The sequence below is a fragment of the Mycobacteriales bacterium genome (genome assembly GCA_036497565.1).
GTDB lineage: Bacteria > Actinomycetota > Actinomycetes > Mycobacteriales > QHCD01 > DASXJE01.
In genome coordinates this window covers 89,860-110,226 of the sequence record DASXJE010000257.1, presented here as the reverse complement: position 1 = coordinate 110,226, position 20,367 = coordinate 89,860, and the positions used below count along the sequence as shown (strand labels likewise).

Below are 20,367 nucleotides of genomic sequence, written 5' to 3'. Positions count from 1 at the left end.
GTTCCTGGTCGTTGTGTTCGGGGCGCTGCACTCACCGATCGTCAGCATCCTCGGCGGCGGCCAGGACCCGATGGCGATCGGTTTCGCCCAGCGCTGGATGACTCCGAGCGTCGACCACCCGCTCGGCACCGATTCGGTCGGGCGGGACGTACTTGCGCTGACCGTGACGGGCCTGTGGACGTCGCTGAAGATCGGTGCGCTCGCGGGAGTGCTGTCCACCGTCATCGGGGTGATCATCGCCTTTCTCGCGGCGTACAAGGGCGGTTGGTTCGACTCCGTCCTGGCCTCGGTGACCGACCTCTTCCTGGTCATCCCGACCTTCCCGCTGCTGATCGCCTTCTCGGGTTTCGCGAAGAAAGTCAGCCTGCTGGAGATCGGCATCATCCTCGCGGTCTTCAGCTGGGCGGGCGCGGCGCGGGCGATCAGGTCGCAAGTGCTGAGCCTGCGCAGCCGCCCCTACATCGACCTGGCGAAGGTCACCAAGGCGCGCGACATGGAGGTGATCGTCTTCGAGTTGTTGCCGAACATGCTTCCCTACATCGCGCTCGGCCTCGCCTTGGCGGCGATCGGCTCGATCTTCGGCCTGGTCGGCCTGGAGATCATCGGGCTCGGGCCCAGCGGCCTGGTCGACCTCGGGCTGCTGATCAACACCGCCGTGTCGAGCGGCGCCCTGAGCCTCGGCGCGTGGCCGATCTTCGTGGCGCCGATCCTGCTCATCACGATCCTGTTCTTCGCGCTGAACCTGATCAACGTCGGGCTCGACGAGGCCTACAACCCCCGTCTTCGGAAGGTCGCCGGTGTTTGAGACATCCCCAGTTCTGGAGATCCGCGACCTCGTCGTCCATTACCGGACGACCCGCGGCGAGGTCGCGGCCGTCGACGGCGTGAACCTGACCGTCAACCGGGGCGAGATCCTCGGCATCGCCGGCGAGTCCGGCTGCGGGAAGAGCACGATGGCCATCGCCATCCTCGGGCTGATCCGTGCGCCGGGCTACATCGTCCGGGGCGAGGTGATCTTCCATCCCGACGGGGGCGAGCCGGTCGACCTGCTCAAGATGCCCGAGCGGGAGCTGCGGACCATCCGGTGGGGCAAGCTTTCCTATCTGCCGCAGGCGTCGATGAATTCGCTCAATCCTGTGGCCCGGATCCGTGACCAGTTCGTCGACGTGATGCGCGAACACGGTGAGAGCGACAACGCGCGGATGCGAAACCGGATCGTCGAGCTCCTCGGCGAGGTCGGACTGGAGCCCGCCGTAGCGGAGATGTATCCGCACGAGCTGTCCGGGGGCATGAAGCAACGGACGCTGATGGCGATGGCGGTGTCGCTGAACCCCGACCTGCTGATCGCCGATGAGCCGACCACGGCGCTCGACGTCACCATCCAGCGGGTGATCATCCAGAACCTCGCGGATCTGTCCGCGCGGCACGGCGTGACGCTGCTCGTCATCACCCACGACATGGGCGTGCACGCGCAGCTCGACGACCGGGTCGCCGTCATGTACGCCGGGGACGTGGTGGAGATCGGAGACGTGCGGCAGGTGTTCAAGGAGCCGGCGCACGACTACACCCGGAGCCTGATCGGGTCGATCCCCACCCTCGAGGTGCGGCGGCAGCCGACGCCCGCCAGTCCGATCGAGGTGGTGAGCCAGTGAGCGGGGACGCGACGCCCAAGAAGATCGCGGTCGAGAACGTCACCCAGATGTTTCCGGGGCGGCTCGGTGTCAAGGTGCGGGCGGTCGACAACGTCAGCTTCACGCTGTCCTCGGAGCCGGCGACCATCAGCAGCCTGGTCGGGGCGAGCGGCAGCGGCAAGAGCACCCTGGCCCGGATGATCCTGGGCCTGCAGAAGCCGACGGCCGGCCGGGTCACCTACTGCGGCAAGGACATCTTCAAGCTCTCCCGCCGCGAGCGTGACCAGTTCCGCCGGGACGTGCAGCCGGTGTTCCAGGACCCGTACTCGATCTTCAATCCCTACTATCGGGTCGACCGGGTGCTGTGGAAGGCGATCAAGAAGTTCCACCTGGTCGACGGCAAGTCCGACGCCGAGGCACTGATCGAGCGGTCCCTGACGGCGGTCCGGCTGAAGCCCGGCGAGGTCCTCGGCCGGTATGCCCACCAGCTTTCCGGCGGCCAGCGCCAGCGGTTGATGCTGGCCCGGCTGCACATGCTGCAGCCTTCCTTCGTCATCGCCGACGAGCCGGTGTCGATGCTCGATGCCCAGGTACGTAAGCACTTCTTGGACATCATGATCGAGTTCCAGCAGACCTACGGCATGACGACGCTGTTCATCACGCACGACCTCTCGACGGTCGCCTACGTCGGCGGCGACATGACGACCATCTTCAAGGGCCGGCTCGTCGAACAAGGTCCGGTCGAGCAGGTGATGACCCGGCCGAGCCACGCCTACACCAAACTGCTGCTCGCCTCGGTGCCGACACCGGATCCCGACCAGCGTTGGACCGACCGGGTCGACCTGTCCACCGGCGAACCGCGCATGGTGCCCGGGGACGGGCCACCGCGCATCGTGGCCGGTGACGAGGAGCAGGAATCGCCCGCGTCGGTCAGCTCCCGCGAATCACGCTAGCCGCCGAGGAAGTCGACCAGGACGCGGTTCAACGGCGCGGCGTCGACCTCCGGAAGCGAGTGGTGTGAGGCCGCCGGGAGGGTGTCGGTGACGACGTCCGGCAGCAACCGTACGGCGTTGGCCGCCACCTTGCCGACGTCGTGCGTCCTGCTCCGGCCGGCGAGCAGCACCAGCGTCGGCACGGTGCAATCGCGCAACCGCCCTGCTGCCGGCCGCCGGGCCATGACCACCTTGGACTTGGGGAAGTCGGCCGCCCCGAGCGAGGCGAGCCTGAGCCATGCCGGGTCCACCGGCAGACCACCGGTCTCCCACTCGACGAACGAGCGCTCGCGGGCGGCCGTCGGCCGGACCAGCAGCGGCACGGCCCGCAGGAGGTATCGCAGGCTGGTCCCGGCGAAGCACTGGTTGGGGTCGAGCAACGCCAGCCGGCCGATGTGGTGCGGCGCATGCAGAACGTAGTTGAGCGCGAGGTAGCCGCCGTAGGAGTGCCCGCACAGGTCCGCGTGGGCGAGGCCGAGGCCGTCGAACAGCCCGTCGAGCCAGTCCATCAGGTCCGCGAGCCGGCGGATGGGCCGGCCGTCGTGCATGCTCCGCCCGGCGTCCCCGATCGTGTCGACGGCGTAGACCCGGTGCCTGCGGGTCAGGTCCGCGACGTTGCCGAACCAGACGGTGGAGGTCGAGCCGGCGCCGGAGAGCAGGACCAACGGCACCCCGTCCGCCGGGCCGGCGATCTGCACGTGGGTGCTGCCGTAGGGCGAGGGCACGTCGCGCGACTCGACGGCGACCGGCCACTGCCCGAGGACCGCGTCGTAGGCCGCGAAGAACGCGGTCCCGGCCGGTGTCGTGGCGAAGGTGTGCGTCGCGGTGGAACCCGACGGCGAATCGTCGGCCATTGGTCTCTCCCGTCACGGTATTATCACGGTCGTCGATAATCTCGATGGTCGAGATATTACCTCGGAGGGGTGATGCGGTGAACCCGGGTAGGCAGGATGAGGACCCGGCGACCGGGCTGGTCCATCTGCTGCGCGGCCTCACGGTCGAACTCGACCTCTTCGGGGCGGAGTTCGCCCACCTGCACCGGCTGCACACCACGGACCTGCGCGCGCTGATCCACCTGCTGGACGCCGGCCGATCCGGCATCACGGCGACTCCGGGCTGGCTGGGCGAGCAACTGGGCCTGAACTCCGCGTCGATCACGGCGCTCGTCGATCGGATGGAACGGCTCGGCCACATCCGGCGGGTGCGGGACACCGCCGACCGGCGCCGGGTGATCCTCGTCGTCGAGGATCAAGCCGTCGAGCTCGGCTGGTCGTTCTTCGGGCCGCTGATCGCGGCGATGGTCACCGCGATGACGTCGTTCGACGAGGCCGAGTTGGCGACCGTACGCCGATTTCTGCTCAGCATGTCCGATGTCGTCGCCGCGGCGCGGTCAGGGTGAGGCCTATGGTGCGGGGTCGGCGGCTGTGGGCGGTGTTACCGCGGCCCGGGCGATCTGCGTGAAATCCTCGATGTCCTCGCGTCTGCGGCCCTTCGCCCAGACGAGCACCACTCGACTGGGTGCAACGTCCGGGACGTGTACGTAGACGACGTCCGCGCGGACGTAGTAGAGCGCGGTCGAGCGCGGGATGATGGCGATTCCGCGCTCCGCGGCCACGTGTTCAAGCTTCTCCTCCATGCTGCCGATCGCTCGTCGCTGCACCGGAGCGCCGCTGCGGAACTCGGTCGCGACAGCCCTCCACTCGGGCACGAGCTCGGGAGCCTCGAGCAGATGCAGGTCGGCCAGTTCGGCCACCGGAAGCGAGTGCCGGACCGCGAGGGGGTGCCCGGCGGGCAGCGCGACCATCCGGTCCTCGGTGAACAGCGGAAGCTGCGAGAGATTGCGCTCGTCGAACGGTGCACGCACGAAACTGACATCGACGCGGCCGTCGTGCACGACATCGGTCTGATCGGCCCACGACGTGCGCAGGACGTCGATGTCCATGCCGGGGTGCCGCTCGCGGAACCGCCGCGCCGCGGTCGTCACGACCAGTCCCGGCATGAAACCGATCGTGAACCGCGAAGTCCCACGTTCGGCGATCCGAACCCGTCGCTGCAGGGCAATCGCCGCCTGCAGAACGGGACGCGCGTCCTCCAACAGCTGCCGCCCGGCCGCGGTGAGGTCCGTGCCCCGCGCCGAGCGGGTGAACAGCGTTGCGTGCAGTTCCGCCTCCAGCGCTCGGATCTGGCGGGTGAGCACCGGCTGGGCGATGTGCAGTTGCTCTGCCGCTCGGGTCAGGTTGCCAGTCTCGGCGACCGCGACGAAGTAGCGCAGTTTGCGCACGTCGAGGTCGCTCGGCACACATCGACCATACCCGCCGGGTATCGATCACGACCGGACAGGTCTTGGACGAAACGTCCGGCGTGCGCCGAGAGTGGACTTCGACGATCACCAGCGAAAGGCATTCAGCAATGAGTATCTCCGGATCCCGTGTTCTCATCGTCGGCGGCACGTCAGGCATCGGGCTCGCTGTCGCGACGGCCGTGGTCGAACGCGGCGCCACCCCGATCGTCGCCTCGCGGCGCCCGGCCAGCGTCGACACCGCGCTCGCGGCCCTCCCCGAGAAGGCCGAAGGCGCAACGGTCGACCTCACCGACGAGGCATCCGTCATGGCGCTGGTGCAGCAACACGCGCCGCTCGATCATGTCGTCTACACCGCCGGCGAGCCGCTGGAACTCGTCCCATTGCGGGACCTCACCCCCGACATCGTCCGGTCCTTCTTCGAGACACGTTTCCTCGGCGCGATCGCCGTCGTACGCGCCGTTGCTCCGCTGCTGCGGGCCGGTGCTTCCATCACGCTGACGAGTGGCACGGCGGGCGATCGTCCGGGGGCGGGCTGGGCCCTCGGGGCGAGCGTGTGCGGGGCGATGAGTGCCCTGACCCGTGCCCTCGCCGTCGAACTCGCCCCGGTGCGGGTCAACGCCGTAGCGCCGGGAGTGGTGCGCAGCCCGCTGTGGGCGGGCATGTCCGAGCAGGACCGCGCCGCGATGTACGACGACGTCGCCGCCGCCACACCGCTGGGCCGGGTGGCGGAGGTCGAGGACGTGGCGCTGGCCTACGTCTACGCGATGCAGCAGGTTCACGGCACTGGCATCGTCATCACCGTGGACGGCGGGACGGTGCTGGCGTGAACGGCTCGATCCTTGTCACGGGTTCGGCCGACGGACTCGGCCTCGCCGCTGCTCGCGAGCTGGTCGCCGACGGCTATGCGGTAATAGGGCACGCCCGGAACTCCGCGCGCGCCGCACAGCTGCGGGCCCAGGTGCCCGATCTCGACGACGTCGTCATCGCCGACTTCGCTGCGCTCGACGAGGTCCGCGCCATGGCCGCCACGCTGGCCGACCGTGGAGCCTTACAGGCGATCATCCACAACGCCGGAGTCGGGTATCGGGAGCGGTGTCGCATCGAGACCGTGGACGGCCACGCTCACGTACTGCAGGTCAACGTCCTCGCGCCGTACCTGCTGACGGCGTTGCTGCCGAAAACCCAGCGGCTGGTCTGGCTCAGCTCCGGGCTGCATCGCGACGGTGATGCTTCGGTCGATGACATCGACTGGGCCCACCGCGCCTGGAACGGATTCCAGGCCTATGCCGACAGCAAGCTCTTCGACGCGACCCTGGCGATGGCGCTGGCCCGCCGGTGGGCGCAGGTGCTGTCCAACGCCGTCGAGCCGGGCTGGGTGCCCACCAGGATGGGCGGCCCTGGCGCCCCGGACGACCTCACGCTTGGCCACGTCACCCAGGCTTGGCTGGCCGGGGCGGTCGATCTCGAGGCGCAGTGCAGCGGCGACTACTACTTCCACATGGAGGCGGCCCCAGCGCATTACGCGATCCGGGACCACGAATTCCAAAACGAACTGCTCGACGCCTGTGCCCGATTGACCGGCGTCTGCCTTCCCGACTGATCGGTTCATCGGCGGGCGGAAGCTCGCGGTCACTCCTCCGGATTGCCGGGCGTCGGTTGGTTCATGCTCGTTTCACGGAGGAGTCGCACGGGTCCCAGGAGGCCGTGGTCGTGGACGGCTGTCGTCTGCATGGTCGGTGGCTTGCCGAGGATGCGTGCCCCGACGTCGTCCAAGTTCTCGTAGTAACCGCGCGCTAGCAGCCGATTGTTCAACGAGCTTGCGACTCGGATCGTCACTGTGTTGATGCCGGCGTGCATCTCGCTGGTGACATCGACGATGGGGCGCGAGGTGTCGAACCCGATCGGGTCGCCATCGTTGACGCTTGCCGCGCCGAGACCGCCGCCGGTCGAGCCGAGCTCCAGGACGTACCGTTCTCCTTCCTGTGGTCCGTGCTCGAGCGGCAGGCTGGCGGTGTACTCGCCGATTCCGGATACGTCGGGCCCGATCGTCGAAATACTCTGCCAGGGGCGCAGTTTGCCGTTACCGCCGTCCAGACGGGTGATGCGGGTGGTCGGTCGTGTTTCGCGGGTCACGTAGCCGAGTCCGCGGTCCTCGGTGATCAGCTCGCGGTCGCCGGCGTCCCAGCTCTCGACGGTGATGGCCCACTCGGAGAGTTCCGCCAGGGTCTCGCTCCGAGCCGGTTTGAGATCAGAGTGGCCGGGGACCGAGCGGTCGAGAGTGAACAGGGCCGTCTCCCCGGGTGCGAGGTCGACGGTGACGATGCTTCGGCCCTGCGTCTGCTCGACGCTGCCGGTATGCGGAAGGATGGCACCTGTCCATACGTCGACTCGGTAGACCGCTCCGGCGCCGGGGAGAGCTACCTGGACCGTGGTCGGCTCGCCGGTTTCGTAGCGGAAGTGGTAGAGGTACAGGTGCAGAAGGTCCCCGTCCTCGCGCAGGTGGGACAGCACATTGGGGTTGTCGCTGGTGAACTCAGCTCGTCCGATCACGCCGAGGCTTCTGAGTGTGGCGACAGTGCCGCTCGGATCATCGATCTCAGCAACCGTGGGAAGCGCAGTCAGCGCTTTCATCGTTTCGGCGAGCTCGCCGTCGCGCCCGTCGAGGCCCGGTGTGCGGGCAGCGGCATGGTCATGGTGCCAGTACTGCCCGTCGAACAGCTGCTTCAACTCGCGGGCCCCGTGCACGATGACGACCTTCAAGCCTTGGCGGGCCCACTCGAGAACCCTTCCTGCCGCGTCGGCGTCGAGTTCGCTCTGGAAGACGATCAGCGCCTGATAACCCGGGCCGTTCGGTTGAACCAGCCCGGCGGCGAAGGACACCTCGTCGCGCAGGAGCAGCGTTCCATCGAAGAATTCGTAGGTCCATCCGGCGTCCTGCATGCCCAGGTCTTGCCACCAGTGGTTCTGCCGATTCCGCATCCACCAACGACCGTAGGCATCTTCGTCAGGGACCCGATTGCCCTCGTGATCGAGAAAGGCGAAGCCCGACATGTTGTCGGTGAAGTGGTCGGTGCGCAGGATACCGACGTCGACCCGTGGTTTTCCCTGGCGGAGCATGTACTGGTAGCGGCTGACGGCCGCGGTCCACAGCGGGTAGAACTCCGCGGACGGTTGTCGGGTGTCGAAACGCTCGGAGAACATCGGCCACATGCCCTCGTGACCTGGCCATTGGGTCGTGCCTTCGGCGCCGGCGGTGCTGGCCCATCCGTGCAGGACCGTCTTGGTGATCCCCGCGGCGAGCTGAGTTGCGATGATCTGGTCGTAAAACCTGTGATCGAGGATGTGGTTGCGGGTCGTCGCGCCGGTCTCGGACGAGTACTGCTTGCCGAACAGGTGAGCGGGACCGGCCATCAGCCGGTACGCGTCGATCTGGGAGCCGAATTCGAGGGATTCCGTCTCGATTCCGTCGACCTCCGGACCGGGCCGGGTCAGCTCGAACGGCAGTCCGTAGCTGATCTCGGAACGAAGCCCCATGCCGTTGGCGTGCAGGAATGCCGCGAAGGGTCGCAGCATGTTCTCGATGTAAAGGTCTGTGAGGGTGCGGACGTAGTCGAACCGCACCTTCTCCACCTCGCCACGCTGCTCCTCGAGCGCCTGGTTGTGATAGACCGTGCCGGCGGCCATGCTCGGCACGGTTCTGGCGAGGAAGGGCAGCCACGGGCCGATGTCGTATCCGCGGCGACGCTGGAATTCGGCGCGGACGGTACGTCCCCAGAACAGTCCTGCAGCCCCGAACGTCGACAGCTCCAGAGAGTCCATATACATCTGGACCCGCGGGTTGCGGCTGATCTGTCGGCGCAGTGCCGGGGTGAGCACAACGGTGTTCCAGTAGTCGATGACGGCTTCCGCCCCGTCCGGGTCGAGGTAGTTCACCGTGTAGTTGACGGACGCCGACGGAGAGGCGGTCTGACCAGTTCCGTGCATCCAGTAGGTGAACAGCCGCCACCTGCCGGGCTCGGGGGCCGTCCAGTTCAGCGACTCGCCGTGCACCTGGTCCGTCAGGTCGATCACCGACCCGGCGTCGAGGATCGCTCCGGTGGCTGTCTCCTCGACGACACGAGCGGCAACGACGGCAACAAATGTCAGTGCCTGGATGGGGCCGCGCTCTCCGGGGATCATGCTGGTCTCCGGTCTGGCGTTCGGGTCGACCCGGGTCAGCGCGCCGTCGCGCGAGGCGCCGGCCGGTAGGTGTTCGATGGCGACGTCGAGTTCTTGGGCCGCCGCCGGATGGTCCGGACCGATAGTGGGGAGATTCGCGTTCGACCAGTTGGTGCCCGAGGTGAAGCTCACCGACATGTCGCGTCTGGTCGTCTCCTCGACGACGATCTGGGAATCGTGGACCCATTCTTCGGAGCCCCACCCGTAGCGGGCGTGGTCGATGTTCTCCTCATCCATGGCGAGGAACTCCATGCCGCCAAAGCCCAGTTGGTGCGCGGTGTCGATCTCATGCCGCAGCGTGGCGTCGGTGTGGAGGCCTTCGGCCAGCCACCACCGCACCTCAGGGCGGTACTCGATCGAGGGACGTCGTAGCGAACGGCTGAGGTCATCGATCGTCATGGTGTTGTCCTTTTGCGAAGGCGTGGCGGTCCGGCTGAGCTGTGTCGAGGGTGTGCCCGCAGGCCAGCATGCCTGACGCAGACCCGGCGGCCGGCGTCGAGGTAAGTGTTACCCGGCCGAGATCATCGCCGGCCCCGGGGGAAATCGCTTTCCGATCATTCGGTGACTGCGCGTGATATTGCGCGGGGTATCGACCGAGGATGTGCACACCACGTCACCTCCCGAGATGCCGGTCTGCGGATACCTCGGCATACTCGCCGGTCGCGGGCTGCGTGACGCCCGCCGAAGTGTCATCCGCCCGCGACGGAAGGAGCCTTCATGACGACCAACGTCGAGACCGGTGCCCACGAAGCGCCAGCGGGGCGCACGAGATGGACGCGACTGATCCCGATCGCCATCGTCGTCTACATCATCTCCTTCATGGACCGGACGAACATCGGCTTCGCGTTCGACGGGATCGGGAAGGATCTCCACGTCTCCGCCGGAGCCGAGGGACTCGCGGGCGGAATCTTCTTCATCGGTTATCTCGTCATGCAGTTGCCCGGCGGACACTTGGCCGAGCACTGGTCGGCGAAGAAGTTCGTCGGCATCATGATCCTGGTCTGGGGCGTCTTCGCCGTTCTTTCCGGCCTGGTGCAGGACTACACACAGTTGCTCATCGTCAGATTCATGCTCGGTGTCGCCGAGGGCGGTATCTGGCCGGCGATCCTCGTGCTGATCAGCCACTGGTTCCCGGCCCGGGAGCGGGCCCGGGCGTACGCATTCTGGATCATGAACATCGCCATCTCGTCGATCATCACCGCGCCGCTGTCCGGCTGGATTCTGTCCTTCAGCGACTGGCGCATGCTGTTCGTCGTCGAGGGGATCTTCCCGTTCCTGATCGCGGCGCCGCTGTGGTTCTGGTTCGCTGCGGACCGGCCGAGTGACGCCGCCTGGTGCAGCCGGGAGGAGCGGGACTACATCGAGACGTCGCTGGCCGCGGACAACGCCGGCCAGCCGGCCAACGCCGGTTATCGGCAGATCCTGCGCAGCAGCGTCGTGTGGAAACTGGTCGGCGTGTATTTCCTGATCCAGATCGGCTTCTACGGCCTCAATCTCTGGCTGCCGCACGAGGTGGAGCAGGTCACCGGGGGCGGATCTGTGGCGGTCGGGTTCCTGACCGCGGTGCCGTACGTCTTCGCGATCGTGGGTCTGTGGATCAACGGCCGCGCCGCGGACCGGAACGGTCGTTACCGCCTGCACGTGTTCGTGTCGATGGTGGTCGGCTCGGTCGCGCTCGTCCTGTCGGTCGGCGTCGGCAACATCGCCGCTGTGTCGATCCTGTTCCTGAGCTTCGCCATGATGGGAGCCTTGGCCTACGACGGCCCGTTCTGGGCCAGCGCGTCCCGCGCCGTACCGGTCGCTCTCGCCGGTGGCGCCATGGGTCTGATCAACGCGCTGGGTAACCTCGGCGGCTTTGCCGGCCCGTATCTCGGTGGCTGGCTGCAGGATCGGACCGGCGGCAGTTTCTTCGCCACGTCCCTCGTGCTCGCCGTCGCCCTGTTCCTCGCCGGCCTGGTGATGATCTGGGTGGGTCGCCGCGGCGACCGGGACGGTGGCGTCGTCGCCGTCGACACCCGCGAGGGTGCGAAGGCGGGAACCAACTAGGCGGGCACGCTCGCCCCGCCGGATTGCTGGAAACGCCTGCCGCGTACCCGTTCCGAGACGCCGGTCCGGTCGAGGTACGGCGTGATCCCGCCGAGGTGGAACGGCCAGCCCGCGCCGAGGATGAGGCACAGGTCGATGTCGGCCGGCGCCGCGACGACGCCCTCGTCGAGCATCAAGCCGATCTCCTCGGCGAGCGCGTCCAGCGAGCGGGCGCGTAGCTGCTCGACGGTGCTGGGGTCGCCGCCCTGCTCGATCAGGGCGGCGACCTCCGGGTCGACCGTCGGAACGCCGTCCGCCCAGAGATAGATGCCGTTCTTGCCGGCGGCAACGACGCGGGCGAGATTGTCGCTGACCGCGAAGCGGTCGGGGAACGCGGTGTGCAGGGTCTCGGCCACGTGCAGCGCCACCGCCGGCCCGACGAGAGCGAGCAGCACGAACGGCGTCATCGGCAGGCCGAGCGGTGAGAGCGCCCCGTCGGCGACCTCGATCGGCGTTCCCTCGTCGACGCTCGCGATCACCTCGCCGAGGAATCTGGTCAGCAGCCGGTTGACCACGAACGCCGGCGCATCGGCGACGAGCACGCACGACTTCTTCACCTCGCGCCCGACCGCGAGTGCCGTCGCCAGGGACGCATCGTCGGTCGCCGGCGTGCGAACGACCTCGACCAACGGGAGAACGGCGACCGGATTGAAGAAGTGCAGCCCGACGAGCCGCTCGGGGTGCGCTATGCCCGCGCCCATCCGGGTCACCGACAGGCTGGAGGTGTTGGTCGCCAGCAGGCAGGTCGGGGAGACGACACCTTCGACGTCGGCGAAGACCTTCTGCTTGACCTCGAGATCTTCGAACACCGCCTCGATCACGAGATCGGCGTCGGTGAAGGACGGTCGCAGGTCCGGTGAGCCGCTGACCAGTGCGGTCAGCCGGGCGGCCTCGTCCGCGCCCACCCGACCCAACGCTTGGAGCTTCTCGATCTCGGAATGGACTGCCGCGACCCCCGCCTCGACCCGTGCGGCGTCAACGTCGGTGAGCACGACCGGCACCCGCAGCCGCCGGACGAAGAGCAGGGCGAGCTGGCAGGCCATCAGGCCCGCTCCGACGATCCCGACCTTCGTCACCGGCCGGGCCAGTGCCCGATCCGGTGCGCCGACCGGGCGCCGGGCCCGTCGCTGCACCAGATCGAAGGCGTAGGCCCCGGCCCGGAACTCCTCGCTCATGATCAGGTCGGTCAGCGCCTCGTCCTCGGCCGCGAAGCCCTCGTCGAGGGTCGATGCGCGGGCCGCGGCGATCAGGTCGAGCGCACGGTACGGCGCAGGCGCCGCTCCGTGCAGCTTCGCGTCGGCACCGGCCCGACCTCGACGTACTGCGTCGTCCCACCCGGGACCGCGGTCGACGGCGCGTCGATCGACGTGGTGGTCGCCGCGCAGGATGCCGGCCGCCCACTCCAGCGACCGCTCCAGGAAGTCGGCCGGATCGAACACGGTGTCGGCGATGCCGAGCTCGAGCGCCTGTGCCGGCTTGAGCATCCGGTTGTTGGCGAGCGCGTTGTCGACGATGACCCGCACTGCGCCGTCGGCGCCGATCAGGTTGGGGAGCAGCCAACAGCCGCCCCAGCCGGGCACGATGCCGAGGAAGCACTCCGGGAACGCCAGCGCGCCCGCGCCCGAGGACAGCGTGCGGTAATGACAGGCCAGGGCGAGTTCGAGTCCACCGCCGAGCGCCACGCCGTTGACGAACGCGAACGTCGGCACGGTGCTCTCGCGGAAACGCCGGAAGACGCGGTGCCCGAACCGGGCGACGTCGCGTGCCTGTTCGCGGCCGGTCACCCGGGCGGCGCCGTCGAGGTCGGCTCCGGCGGAGAAGATGAACGGCGTGCCGGTGACGCCGATCGCCGCCACACCGGGGGAGTGCGCCTCGATCTCGTCGACGGCGGCGTCGAGTGCGGCCAGGCCGCCCGGACCGAAGGTCGCCGGACGGGTGTGGTCACGGCCGTTGTCGAGGGTGATCAGGGCGACCGGTGCGGGCACGCCGGGAACGTCGAGATAGCGCACCCGCGCTTCGGTCACCACCTCGTCGGGCCAGGACCCGGCCAGGGAGGTCGCGGAGTCCGCCGTCGTCACTGTTGCCCCTTCCAGTGCGGGTTCTCCCAGATGACGCTGCCGCCCATCCCGATGCCGACGCACATGGCGGTGAGGCCGTAGCGCACCTCCGGGTGGTCGGTGAACTGCCGCGCGAGCTGGGTCATCAGCCGTACGCCGGAGGACGCCAGCGGGTGCCCCACCGCGATCGCGCCGCCGTAGAGATTGACCCGCGGGTCGTCGTCGGCGATCCCGAAGTGATCGAGGAAGGCCAGCACCTGAACGGCGAACGCCTCGTTGAGCTCGAACAGACCGATGTCGTCGAGGGACAGGCCGGTGCGGGCCAGGACGCGTTCGGTGGCCGGGATCGGGCCGACGCCCATCACCTCCGGCTCGACGCCGATGTAGCCGAAGCCGACCATGCGCATCGCCACCGGGAGCCCGAGTTCGCGGGCCGTGTCCTCACCGGCGACGATGCAGCCGGCGGCGCCGTCGTTGAGGCCGGCGGAGTTGCCGGCGGTCACCCGGCCGTGCGGCCGGAACGGCGTCGGCAGCGCGGCCAGATCCTCGACCGTCGTACCTGGACGTGGCGGTTCGTCGACGGTTGCGAGCCCCCACCCGAGCGCGGCCGACCGGACCGCCACGGAGACCAGGTCCGGCTCGATCTTGCCGTCCGCGTAGGCCTTGGCGAGCTTGGCCTGGCTGGCGGCCGCGAACCGGTCCGCCCGGGCGCGGGTGATGCCCGGCATCCGGTCGTGGAGGTTCTCCGCGGTCTGTCCCATCACCAGCGCCGACGGATCGACCAGCCGTTCGGCGAGGAACCGCGGGTTGGGGTCGACGCCGTCGCCCATCGGATGGTGGCCCATGTGCTCGACACCGCCTGCGATGGCGACGTCGTAGGCACCGGCGGCGATTCCGCTCGCGACGGTCGTCACGGCTGTCATGGCGCCGGCGCACATGCGGTCGATCGCGAAGCCGGGCACCGAGGCCGGCAGGCCGGCCAGAAGCGCCGCCGTGCGGCCGATCGTGAGGCCCTGGTCGCCGGTCTGCGTGGTGGCCGCGACGGCCACCTCGTCGACCCGCTTCGGCGGCAGTTCGGGATGGCGGCGCAGCAATTCACGGATGACCCGGACGATCATGTCGTCCGCGCGGGTCTCGGCGTAGAGGCCCGTCGGGCCGGCCTTGCCGAAGGGGGTACGGGCGCCGTCGACGAAGACGACCTCACGCCGGCTGGCGAGCATGGACCCTCCCGGGTGGGCAACGGCGGGCAGAGCCGATGTTACCGGTCAGTAGCGAGCCGGCCGGCCCGGTTCGGGACAGGTCACAGCACGAACCGGAAGACGAGGAAGAGGCCGATCGCCACCGCGGCGAACAGGAAGCACCAGCCGACGTCCTGTGCCCGGCCGTTCCCGGTCGACCCGGCCTGGGGCCCGGTGGTCACGACTGCTGTCCCTGCTGCTGTCTGTGCTGCGCGGCGTCCAGCGCCGCCGCCAGTGGTGCCGCGGTGAGGTCGATCTGCCACGGCCGCGCGGCCCGGTCCCGGAGCACCGCCGCGACGGCGTCCGCGGTGAGCGGCTCGGGCGGGCGCCACGCCAGCCGGCGTACGGCGTCGGGCGCGACGAGGTTCTCGGTCGGGATGGCGAGGTGCTCGGCGAGGCCGGTGGTCGCGGCCCGGGCCGCGACCAGGCGGGCGGCCGCCTCCGGATCGCGGTTGGCCCACCGGTTGCTCGGCGGCGGAGTCTCCGCATCGTTGACCGGGGTCGTCGGCGGGAGGTCGGCCGCCGGCAGGTCCCGAGCCTCGGCGATCGCGTGCCACCAACGTTCGAGGAGCCGGCGGTTGCCACGCCCGGAGAAGACCGGCAGTGCCCGCAGTTCCTCGGCCGACGCCGGATCCGCCAGCGCCGCCGCGATGATCGCGGAGTCGGGGAGCACCCGGCCGGGCGCCAGATCCCGCTGTCGGGCGATCTCGTCGCGGGTGAACCACAGCGAGCGGACGGTCGCGAGCGCGCGGGCGTTGCGGATCTTGTGGATCCCGGATGTGCGGCGCCAGGGGTCTGTGCGCGGCGCCGCCGGGGGTGCGGCGACGAGGGCGGCGAACTCCTGGGTCGCCCAGTTCAGCCGGTCGGCCGCCACGAGCGCGGCGTACAGCCCGTCGCGGAGCTCGACGAGCAACTCGACATCGAGTGCGGCGTAGACCAGCCAGTCGTGGGGGAGCGGCCGGGTGCTCCAGTCCGCCGACCCGTGGCCCTTCTCCAGGCTCATCCCGAGAACCCGCTCGAGGATCGAGGCCAGCCCGACCCGCGGGTAGTTCAGGAGCCGGCCGGCCAGCTCGGTGTCGAAGAGGGTGCGCGGCCGGGCACCGAGTTCGGCGAGGCAGGGGAGGTCCTGGCTCGCGGCGTGGATCACCCACTCGGTATCGGCCAGCGCCCGGTCGAGCTCGGACAGGTCCGGGCAGCCGAGCGGGTCGATGAGGATCGTCCCGGCGCCGGCACGTCGGAGTTGCACCAGATAGGCGCTCTGGCCGTAGCGGTAGCCGGAGGCGCGTTCGGCGTCGACCGCGACCGGTCCGGTGCCCGCGGCCAGCCGCTCGCACGCAGCCGTCAAGCCGGCAGCGGTCGTCACCGGATCAGGCACACCGTCCCGTGGCGCATGCAACACCGGTACCGGTGGTGCGGACGGGGCGTCGGTCGGGGTGGGCTCGGCAGCCAACGTCAGCGGATGACCCCCGCGCGCATCACCAGGGCCACCATCTCGGCCCGGTCACCGGTCCCGAGCTTGCGGGCGATCCGGGCCAGGTGGCTCTTGACCGTCAGTGCAGACAGGCTCAGGGCGTCGCCGATCTCCTTGTTGGACTTGCCGTCGGCGACGAGTCGGAGCACTTCGACCTCGCGGGCCGACAGGTCGGACACGCCCGAGTCGCTCCGGCCGCCGCGCAGACCGGCGGCCAGGAGGGAAGCCACCGAGGGATCGGCGTAGACGCCGCCGTCGAGGACCCGCCGGACCCCGTCGGCGACCACGGATGGGGACGCGGATTTGAGCAGATAGCCCTGGGCGCCGGCGACGAATGCCGCGCGGACGGAGTAGGGATCGTCGGCGGCGGACAGCACGACCAGGCGGGTCCAGCCCGCCTCGCGCAGCTCGCCGAGCAGGTCCAACCCGTTGCCGTCCGGGAGCCCGAGGTCGAGGACACACAGGTCCAGCGGACCGGTGGAGTGGGCTCGCGCCCGGGCCTCGGAGATGCTCGCCGCCTCATAGACCTGGGAAGCACCCATGGTCTGCAGGCGCGTGATGATCGATTCCCGGAGAAGAGGGTGATCATCGACGACGAGGGCGGTGAACTGGTCGCCGGTGAACGGTGGCGACGTCACGGGCATCGGGGTCGCCTCGGCTGTTTGACCGCTGGCGTTCTCTACTACCACCCTGGGTCCTCCCTGTCCGTGCCGTCCGCCGGCAGTGTCTTCGATCCCCGGCGTGTGTCGAACGCCGTACGATCGGTCCATATGGAACGGCCACGATGATCCCGTTGACCACTAGGAATGCTACTCCGTTCGGGGTATTTTGTGCGGGGGTTGCGTGGGCATGAGAACTCCACGGACCACGAGGTGGACGAGACCGGCTCACCGCGTTCGATCGGCGAGACGCGGGCGCCGCTTGAGAAAAGAGGTGCCTCTATGCGGCGCTTGATAGCGCGGATTACGGCGACGTTGGCGGCCCTTGGGCTCGCCGTGGGCATCGCGGTGACCGGTGGGCATGCGGTACGGCCCGCCGACGGATCGTCCTGGAGCCTTGCCGGCTCGTCCTGGAGCTTCTCCACGGTCCAGCAGCCGCACGTCTGGGGACCCGCGGACCGGCGGTGAACTCTCGGCAGAAGATCCTGCTGACAGCCGGGCTGCTCGGGGCCGCTGCTGCGGTCCTGTGCGTGCGCCTCGGCTGGGGCTCGCCGGCGTGGTGGGCACTCCCCGCCTTCGTCGCGGCCGTGACCGCGGCCGAATTCGCCACCGTCCGGATGGTGATCGGCCGGCAGGGGTATTCCGTCGCGTTGACCGACGCCTTCGTGGCGATCGGTTTCGTCCTCGCCCCCGGTGCGTGGATCCCGCTCGGGGTGTTGCTGGCGTTCCTGCTGGCCAACGCCCGGCGGTCGCCGTGGATCAAGCTGGTCTTCAACCTCACCCAGTACCCGTGCGCCATCGCGGCCGGGCTGCTGGTCACCCAGACCCTCGGCAGCGGGATAGCGCAGGCCGCGGTCGGCCTGGTTGTCTTCGCCTGCCTCAACTACCTGCTGGTCGCGATTCCGATCGCGATCACCGCCCACCGTCCCTACGCCGCGGTCGTCGCCGAGACCAGCGGCCTGGGCATGATCCACGTCGCCGGCAACATCTCCCTCGGCCTGCTCGCCGCCTGGCTGGCCGAGAACGCGCCCCTCGGCTTGCTCGGTCTCGTCGTTCCGCTGGTGCTGCTGTGGTGGTCCTACCGCCAGCAGACGGAGCGCACGGCCGAGGCGAGACTCTTCGCGGAGTTGGCCCGCGGCCGCGAGCAGATCGCCGCCACCTCGGTCGACACGTCGGCACACGTCCTGCTCACCGCGGCGGCCCGCCTCTTCGGCGGGGCCGAGGTCGAGATGCTGCTCCGGCACCCCGACGGACCGGTTCGGTATGTCGGCGACGAGCACGGCGTCATCCGCAGGGAGCGGGTCGACAGCAGCGCCTTCGCCGCCCCGTGGGTGCTGCGCACGATGGGCGCCCGGGGCGTGCTCACCGGCGTGGACGCCGATCGTCCCTTCTGCTCGGCGGTGCTCGGCGATCCGGGCCGGCCCCTTGCGGTGCTGATCGCCCGGCGACCGAAGCGGGCCGGCGGATTCGAGCGGCTCGATGCCCGGCTCGCCCAGGTGCTCGTCGGCCAGGCCGAGGCCTGGTTGTCGGTCGCGGATCTGGCCGCCCGACACGACGTGGCGATCGGGCAGGTCGAAGCCTACGGTGACGCCGCCCGTGCGCTCGGCGACCTGGGTGCCTATACGGCGCCCGCGCTCGTCGTCCTGCGTGAGTCGGCCGAACGGCTGTCCCGACTCGCCTTTTCCTTCACCGGCCCCGATCCTGTGCGGGACATCGTCGATGAGCTGCACGCGGTCGAACGCGCCGTCGCGTCCCTGCTCGGTGCGGTGGCCCTGACCAGCGAACCCGAGCTGATCGGCCCCGCCGACCATCATCGCGCCCCCACGGTGGGCACCGACTCCGAGTGGACGACGACAGGACGGCTCGACGCAGTCGAGACCCGGTGAGCCGCGGGGGTCGACCGCGGCTGTTGCCGCTGCCTGCCTGGGTGGCGGTGGTCCTCTTCACGACCATCCTCGCGGTGCTCGTCGTCGTGGGGGTCATCCTTCGCCTCGGCGGGAACGGGTCCCTGGTCGCGGCGCTCGCCGCGGGGCTCGGTGTCGGGCTGCTGATCACCGCCGCCGGAGCCTTTGTCGCGCACGGCATCGGGCTCGACATCCGCCGGCTGGCGGCCTCCGCGGTGCACCGGTCGTCCCCGGCCGATCCGCGGGGTCTCTCCGTCGCCGCCGAGCGGATCAGCGAGCTGCAGGAGATGGGGCGGCTGCTCGACGCGCTGCAGTTGCGGGCCCGCGTCGCCGAGGAGATGGCCGAGCAGGCGCAGCGTTCGGCGCACACCGCCGGTGCCGGGATGTTCGAGCTACTCTCCGGGCTGGTCGCCGCCGAGGAGGCCACCCGCGGACAGCTCTCGGCCGATCTGCACGACACCGTCGCCCAGACCTTGATGGCGGCCCGCTCCCTGCTCGGGAACCCGGAGGGTCAGCCCGGGGCGTGGGAGCGGGTACGCGAATTCGTGGAGGACGCGGAGGAGCAACTGCGGGCGGCGATGGCCAGGACCAGGCCCCCGGAACTCCGCGACGGCGACCTGGCGTCCGCGGTCGCGGGCCTGCGGCGGGAGATGGCGGCGCGCTACCTGCTCGACGTATCGCTGAGATGGCCGACCGAGCCCTACCCGCTTCCCCTGGTGTCGGCCGTGACCATCTACCGGTTCTTCCAGGAAGCCCTGCTCAACGTGGTCAAGCACGCCGATGTCGACGAAGCGCATGCCTCGCTGGCGATCGAGGGCGACTACCTGATCGCCCGGGTCACCGACGACGGTCCCGGCTTCGATCCGGACGCCGTGCAGTCCACCGGGGGCAGGCACGTGGGGCTCGGTCTGCTGCGCGAGCGGGCCCGCCTGGCCGGCGGGAGTTTGGTGGTCACCTCGGCCATCGGCCAGGGGACGGTGCTGACGCTCCGGCTTTCGCTCACCCCGCAGTCACCCACCCGCGATCCCGGGCGCATCACCACCTCGAGCGAGCTGCCCTAGGGCTGGCGCGCGATCCCGGCGCGGCCCGGCAGGCTCACCACTCCGGACGGCGGGAGACCGGCGGCGGTGCACAACAGATCTGCCCACGCCGACAGGTGCGGACGCAGGTCGGAATCCAGCGGGGTCCAGGATGCGCGGATCTCCACGCCGACGGTGTGCGCCGGCCCGGCGAGGTCGCCGAACCGCGCGGACGCGGTCTGTGTCACCGTGCCGCCCGCGGCGGTATAGCGGGCGCCCTTGTCGGTGAGGGACTCGACCAGCCAGCTCCAGGCGACCTCGGCAAGCAGCGGATCGTTGGCCATCTCGGTGTCGAGCTCGGTGCTCGCATAGGTCACCAGGCGCAGCGTGCCGCCCCAGGCGCCCACGCTGTCCGGATCGCCGAGCAGCACCAGCCGGCCGCTGGCCGGAACGTCGGTGCCGAGCTCGACTTCCGCGGTGATCGCGTGCGACCACGGGGCGAGCCGTTGCGGCGGACTGATCTCTTCGAGGACGACCTCAGGACGCAACGCGCACGATGCGAGGCTGGCGACAGCACGCGCGAACTCGATGGGCGCCGCAGCACTCCGATGAGACCCGGCCACGAGTCGAGCCTACGGCTGCCTGCGGGCCCGGGAGGCCCGGCGCGCCGGATGAACGCTCACGCGGCCACGTGCACAGTGCGTTCCGTGGCCGGTGTGGTCGCAGTGTCGCGAGTGACAGCGGTGACAAGCGCACCACAGCCCACGCACACCAGGTCTGGGCAGTCCGCG

At 69.6% G+C, this 20,367-nt stretch carries 18 protein-coding genes; 10 read left to right on the top strand and 8 right to left on the bottom strand.

Going from position 1 to position 20,367, the window contains the following annotated elements:
- The 3 genes from VGH85_20795 to VGH85_20785 form a co-directional block, all read left to right on the top strand.
- A partial coding sequence (locus VGH85_20795; protein ID HEY2176252.1) for an ABC transporter permease occupies window positions 1-805 on the top strand: 805 nt, incomplete at its 5' end.
- Complete coding sequence (locus VGH85_20790; GenBank protein HEY2176251.1) at window positions 798-1,652, top strand: ABC transporter ATP-binding protein; 855 nt, start codon at window positions 798-800, stop codon at window positions 1,650-1,652. The genes VGH85_20795 and VGH85_20790, both read left to right, overlap by 8 nt.
- Window positions 1,649-2,584 (top strand): ATP-binding cassette domain-containing protein, encoded by a 936-nt coding sequence (locus tag VGH85_20785; GenBank protein HEY2176250.1) that lies wholly within the window; start codon window positions 1,649-1,651, stop codon window positions 2,582-2,584. The genes VGH85_20790 and VGH85_20785 overlap by 4 nt, the downstream gene beginning before the upstream one ends.
- On the opposite strand, the gene VGH85_20780 is transcribed toward VGH85_20785, so the two are convergent.
- On the bottom strand, window positions 2,581-3,477 hold the full coding sequence (locus VGH85_20780; GenBank protein ID HEY2176249.1) for an alpha/beta hydrolase: 897 nt from the start codon (window positions 3,475-3,477) through the stop codon (window positions 2,581-2,583). The two genes, VGH85_20785 and VGH85_20780, sit on opposite strands and share 4 nt — an antisense overlap.
- Before the next feature lie 77 nt (window positions 3,478-3,554).
- Between VGH85_20780 and VGH85_20775 the strand changes: the two genes are divergently transcribed.
- Window positions 3,555-4,022, top strand: coding sequence for a MarR family transcriptional regulator (locus VGH85_20775; GenBank protein ID HEY2176248.1), 468 nt, complete (start codon window positions 3,555-3,557; stop codon window positions 4,020-4,022).
- A 3-nt stretch (window positions 4,023-4,025) separates the two neighbouring features.
- On the opposite strand, the gene VGH85_20770 is transcribed toward VGH85_20775, so the two are convergent.
- Window positions 4,026-4,922 (bottom strand): LysR family transcriptional regulator, encoded by an 897-nt coding sequence (locus VGH85_20770; GenBank protein HEY2176247.1) that lies wholly within the window; start codon window positions 4,920-4,922, stop codon window positions 4,026-4,028.
- 110 nt (window positions 4,923-5,032) lie between these two features.
- Between VGH85_20770 and VGH85_20765 the strand changes: the two genes are divergently transcribed.
- Together VGH85_20765 and VGH85_20760 are read left to right on the top strand one after the other, a co-directional pair.
- On the top strand, window positions 5,033-5,752 hold the full coding sequence (locus VGH85_20765) for an SDR family oxidoreductase (GenBank protein ID HEY2176246.1): 720 nt from the start codon (window positions 5,033-5,035) through the stop codon (window positions 5,750-5,752).
- Window positions 5,749-6,525, top strand: a complete 777-nt coding sequence (locus VGH85_20760; protein HEY2176245.1) for an SDR family NAD(P)-dependent oxidoreductase — start codon at window positions 5,749-5,751, stop codon at window positions 6,523-6,525. Before VGH85_20765 ends, VGH85_20760 begins: the two co-directional genes overlap by 4 nt.
- A 29-nt stretch (window positions 6,526-6,554) precedes the next feature.
- Here VGH85_20760 and VGH85_20755 read toward each other — a convergent pair whose 3' ends face one another.
- Window positions 6,555-9,542 carry a glycosyl hydrolase gene (locus VGH85_20755; protein ID HEY2176244.1) on the bottom strand — a complete coding sequence of 996 codons (2,988 nt, stop codon included), beginning with the start codon at window positions 9,540-9,542 and terminating at the stop codon, window positions 6,555-6,557.
- A gap of 318 nt (window positions 9,543-9,860) precedes the next feature.
- Between VGH85_20755 and VGH85_20750 the strand changes: the two genes are divergently transcribed.
- Entirely contained in the window at window positions 9,861-11,189 is a 1,329-nt protein-coding gene (locus tag VGH85_20750) for an MFS transporter (GenBank protein HEY2176243.1), read from the top strand.
- Here the strand turns inward: VGH85_20750 and VGH85_20745 are convergent.
- From VGH85_20745 to VGH85_20730, 4 genes are all read right to left on the bottom strand, one after another.
- Window positions 11,186-13,306 (bottom strand): 3-hydroxyacyl-CoA dehydrogenase NAD-binding domain-containing protein, encoded by a 2,121-nt coding sequence (locus VGH85_20745; protein HEY2176242.1) that lies wholly within the window; start codon window positions 13,304-13,306, stop codon window positions 11,186-11,188. The genes VGH85_20750 and VGH85_20745 overlap by 4 nt on opposite strands.
- Complete coding sequence (locus VGH85_20740) at window positions 13,303-14,505, bottom strand: thiolase family protein (protein HEY2176241.1); 1,203 nt, start codon at window positions 14,503-14,505, stop codon at window positions 13,303-13,305. Before VGH85_20740 ends, VGH85_20745 begins: the two co-directional genes overlap by 4 nt.
- 196 nt (window positions 14,506-14,701) lie before the next feature.
- Window positions 14,702-15,886 (bottom strand): HRDC domain-containing protein, encoded by a 1,185-nt coding sequence (locus VGH85_20735; protein HEY2176240.1) that lies wholly within the window; start codon window positions 15,884-15,886, stop codon window positions 14,702-14,704.
- 89 nt (window positions 15,887-15,975) lie between these two features.
- Entirely contained in the window at window positions 15,976-16,638 is a 663-nt protein-coding gene (locus VGH85_20730) for a response regulator transcription factor (protein HEY2176239.1), read from the bottom strand.
- Window positions 16,639-16,935: 297 nt separating this feature from the next.
- Here VGH85_20730 and VGH85_20725 point away from each other — a divergent pair, with 297 nt between their 5' ends.
- Genes VGH85_20725 through VGH85_20715 form a run of 3 tightly spaced genes read left to right on the top strand, consistent with a single transcriptional unit; the run spans window position 16,936 to window position 19,618 of the window.
- Window positions 16,936-17,121 carry a hypothetical protein gene (locus tag VGH85_20725; protein HEY2176238.1) on the top strand — a complete coding sequence of 62 codons (186 nt, stop codon included), beginning with the start codon at window positions 16,936-16,938 and terminating at the stop codon, window positions 17,119-17,121.
- Window positions 17,118-18,539, top strand: a complete 1,422-nt coding sequence (locus tag VGH85_20720; GenBank protein HEY2176237.1) for a hypothetical protein — start codon at window positions 17,118-17,120, stop codon at window positions 18,537-18,539. The genes VGH85_20725 and VGH85_20720 overlap by 4 nt, the downstream gene beginning before the upstream one ends.
- Entirely contained in the window at window positions 18,536-19,618 is a 1,083-nt protein-coding gene (locus VGH85_20715) for an ATP-binding protein (GenBank protein ID HEY2176236.1), read from the top strand. The genes VGH85_20720 and VGH85_20715 overlap by 4 nt, the downstream gene beginning before the upstream one ends.
- Here VGH85_20715 and VGH85_20710 read toward each other — a convergent pair.
- Complete coding sequence (locus tag VGH85_20710) at window positions 19,615-20,199, bottom strand: DUF3000 domain-containing protein (protein ID HEY2176235.1); 585 nt, start codon at window positions 20,197-20,199, stop codon at window positions 19,615-19,617. The two genes, VGH85_20715 and VGH85_20710, sit on opposite strands and share 4 nt — an antisense overlap.
- Between the last annotated feature and the right edge of the window lie 168 nt (window positions 20,200-20,367).